Genomic DNA, 3,386 nt, shown 5'->3' with positions numbered 1-3,386 from the left:
GGGGAGGTGGGAGGCAATAGTCCATAGGCACTAGAGGGGGAGTATGACGAAAAAGGGAAAAAATGACGAATGACGAGGGACGAATTGAGTTGGACGTAAAGGAAGTGTAGCTTACGCTACAGAAATCTTACAAATCTTAAAAAAATCAAACAAATAGGCGACAAGTTGCCTGAATGTCTGGCACAGATTAAACGGATAGTCTTTCAATTGATAATTGACAATTGACAAATGTGATGGGTACAAATTGGCAACTGGTTACTGGATTTCACAGATTACAATATAAACACAACTGTAAATCAGTATTGTATATATAGAACTGAGGTTGATTAACAAAACATTTATATCCAAAAGTATGTGAGATATTCGAAAAATGTGTACCTTTGCAGTCTCTTATTACTCATACTACCCTGCTAACGCAGACTTTACCTAAAAAATGAAACTTTTCTATTCTAAAATACTCCTCTTTGGCGAGTATGGCATTATCAAGAACTCCAAAGGCTTGGCAATCCCCTATAACTTTTATAAGGGGACACTGAAGAAGTGTGAGCCACACCCGCAGTGCGAGTCGCACAAACAGTGTGAGCCGCACAGAGAGAAAGAAGAAGAGGCTCGCAAATCGAATGAGGCTTTGCGGGAGTTCGCTACTTACTTACAAAACCTTATGGAGGAAGAAAACCCGATTGTGCGCTTCAATCTTGAAAAGCTCAATGCTGATATAGCAGAGGGTATGTACTTCGATAGCAGTATCCCACAAGGCTATGGCGTGGGCAGTAGTGGCGCCTTGGTAGCTGCTATTTACAGCGAATATGCTATTGAGCCTATCAGTGCAATGGAAAACCTTACCCGCGAAAAGCTATTGCAACTCAAAGCGATTTTTGGCAAGATGGAATCGTTCTTCCACGGCACTTCTTCGGGCTTAGACCCACTGAACAGCTACCTGAGTTTGCCGATACTTATCAATTCACAGGACCATATAGAACCTACGGGCATTCCCTCGCAAACGCCTAACGGAAAAGGCGCAGTGTTTTTGCTCGACAGTGGTGTGATAGGCGAAACGGCTCCTATGGTACGCATCTTTATGGAGAATATGAAGAACGAGGCTTTCCAGAAGATGCTTAAAGATGAGTTTATCAAATATACCGATGCTTGTATAGATGACTTTTTGAAGGGACGATTTAAATCGCTGTTTGGGAATATCAAGAGTCTATCGGGCATTGTGCTGAACCACTTCAAACCGATGATTCCGAAAGAGTTTCACACGCTATGGAAGCAGGGAATCGACTCGGGCGATTATTTCTTAAAACTATGTGGTTCGGGGGGTGGAGGCTATATTTTGGGCTTTACTGAGGACTTAGAGAAAGCCAAGCGAGCTCTTAGCAACCATAAATTAGAAGTAGTATATCAATTTTAAAACCTATATAAAGGCGTGCCTATGCAACGCCTTTTCTTATTTGTAAATGAGTGACACTATCAAACACGAGTGCGGGATTGCTCTTATCCGCTTGCTCAAACCTTTGGAATATTACAAAGAAAAATACGGTTCTGCCTTCTATGGCGTCAATAAAATGTACTTGATGCTGGAAAAGCAACACAACCGTGGGCAAGATGGCGCAGGAGTGGCGAGCATCAAGCTGAATACGCAACCTGGAGAACGCTATATCAGTAGGATTCGTTCCAATGAGGCGCAACCGGTGCAAGATATCTTTACGCGTATCAACCAGCGTATCAACGAGGGGTTTAAGGCGAATCCTGCACTGAAAGACAATGTGGCTTTGCAGAAAAGAGAACTCCCCTACATAGGCGAAGTGATAATGGGGCACGTGCGCTACGGTACCTTTGGCAAGAACAGCATCGAGAATGTGCACCCTTTCTTGCGCGAAAACAACTGGATATACCGCAACCTTATTATGGCGGGTAACTTCAATATGACCAATGTAAACGAGCTCTTCGAAAACCTCGTACACCTTGGACAACACCCCAAAGACAAAACCGACACTGTGATTGTAATGGAAGGTATCGGTCATTTCTTAGACGATGAGGTAGAAAAACTCTATCTCCAACTGAAAGAAGAGGGCTATACCAAACAGGAAGCGTCGCCTTTTATTGCCGAACGGCTGAATATAGAACGCATCTTGAAGCGTGCAGCTAAGTATTGGGACGGTGGTTATGCAATGGAAGGAATGATAGGTAACGGCGATGCTTTTGTACTCCGCGACCCTGCGGGTATTCGTCCGGCGTTTTACTATCGAGATGAAGAAGTGGTAGTGGTAGCATCGGAACGTCCGGCTATACAAACGGTCTTCAATGTAAAATACGAGAATGTACACGAGTTACCGCCTGGAAATGCGATTATCATCAAGAAGAGTGGTGAGGTGACAGTAAAAGAGATACTTACCCCAAGGGCACGCAAAGCTTGTTCGTTTGAGCGCATTTACTTCTCTCGTGGTAGTGACCAAGATATTTACCGCGAACGCAAGATGTTGGGCAAGTTGCTCTTTCCTCGCATTGCCCAAGCGATAGACCACAACTTGAAAGATACGGTTTTTGCTTATATTCCTAACACGGCTGAAACATCGTATTTGGGACTTATAGAAGCAGCGGAACAATACCTCAACGAGCAGAAAGCAAAACAATTAGCAACCGCCACTGAAAGTGAAATTCTTAGGATTCTCTCTGAAAGAGTACGCACTGAAAAGGTAGCGATTAAAGATGTGAAGTTGCGCACCTTTATCACCGAAGACAGTAGCAGAGACGACCTTGTGGCGCACGTGTACGACATTACCTACGGTTCGGTACAAAAAGGCGACACTTTGGTGATTATAGACGATAGTATTGTGCGGGGTACGACCCTTAAAAAAAGTATTTTGAGCATATTAGGCAGGTTAGAGCCCAAAAAGATAGTGATCGTCTCTTCGGCACCTCAAATACGCTATCCCGATTGTTATGGGATAGATATGGCGCGTTTAGAAGACCTTGTAGCGTTCCAAGCTGCTTTGGCTTTACACCACCAACGCGGTACTTATCACATTATAAAAGAAGTGTACGAAAAATGTCTTACCCAAGTAGCACTAAGTGATGACAAGGTAGTGAATTACGTAAAAGAAGTGTATGCTCCTTTCAGCGATGAAGAGATTTCGGACAAGATAAGAGATTTGCTTTTGCCAAAGAACTTCGGCTCAGAAGTAGCAGTAATCTTCCAAACGGTAGACAACCTGCATAAGGCTTGCCCTAAGAATTTGGGTGATTGGTATTTCACGGGTGACTACCCTACCAATGGTGGCAATAGGGTAGTGAATAGGGCGTTTATTAACTTTTATGAAGGGAATAAAGAGAGGGCGTACTGAGGTTTAGGTAAAAGGTAAAAGGTAAAAGATAAAAGGTAAAAG

At 43.4% G+C, this 3,386-nt stretch carries 2 protein-coding genes; both read left to right on the top strand.

Annotated elements, in window-relative coordinates; translation table 11 throughout:
• Nucleotides 1–433 precede the first annotated feature (433 nt).
• Entirely contained in the window at nucleotides 434–1,411 is a 978-nt protein-coding gene (locus HMPREF9078_RS01880) for a mevalonate kinase (protein ID WP_009419027.1), read from the top strand.
• A 46-nt stretch (nucleotides 1,412–1,457) separates the two neighbouring features.
• Nucleotides 1,458–3,344, top strand: coding sequence for a glutamine amidotransferase (locus HMPREF9078_RS01875; RefSeq protein WP_009419026.1), 1,887 nt, complete (start codon nucleotides 1,458–1,460; stop codon nucleotides 3,342–3,344).
• The last annotated feature ends 42 nt before the right edge of the window (nucleotides 3,345–3,386 follow it).

The sequence above is a fragment of the Capnocytophaga sp. oral taxon 380 str. F0488 genome (assembly GCF_000318255.2).
GTDB lineage: Bacteria > Bacteroidota > Bacteroidia > Flavobacteriales > Flavobacteriaceae > Capnocytophaga > Capnocytophaga ochracea.
This window is presented reverse-complemented; position numbering and strand designations above follow the sequence as displayed.

Bases quoted from the DNA above. Each gene is read 5' to 3' on its own strand.
- HMPREF9078_RS01875 (WP_009419026.1), top strand. From the start codon at position 1,458: ATGAGTGACACTATCAAACACGAGTGCGGGATTGCTCTTATCCGCTTG.
- HMPREF9078_RS01880 (WP_009419027.1), top strand. From the start codon at position 434: ATGAAACTTTTCTATTCTAAAATACTCCTCTTTGGCGAGTATGGCATT.